General features: G+C 68.3%; 1 pseudogene. It reads left to right on the forward strand.

Going from position 1 to position 243, the window contains the following annotated elements:
• Positions 1 to 243, forward strand: a pseudogene (locus EN859_RS37925) (ISAs1 family transposase); the annotation flags it as partial.

Here is a 243-nt window from a genome sequence, read left to right on the forward strand (position 1 = left end):
CCAAAGGTGGCCGCGGCCATCATCGACGCTGGCGCCGACTATCTTCTCGCCGTCAAGGCCAACCAGCCAGGCCTGATGGGCGAGATCGAGCGCTTCTTCGACGATCCGCAGTGCCCGGCCGCCGACCGTTGCGAGGAGACCGACAAAGGCCACGGCCGCATTGAGGAACGACGCGTCGCCATCTCCACGCAGGTCGACTGGCTGGCCGGCGAACGACGCTTCCCCGGCGAGTACCGCCTGCCC

The organism is Mesorhizobium sp. M00.F.Ca.ET.216.01.1.1, assembly GCF_004010325.2.
Classification (GTDB): Bacteria; Pseudomonadota; Alphaproteobacteria; order Rhizobiales; family Rhizobiaceae; genus Mesorhizobium.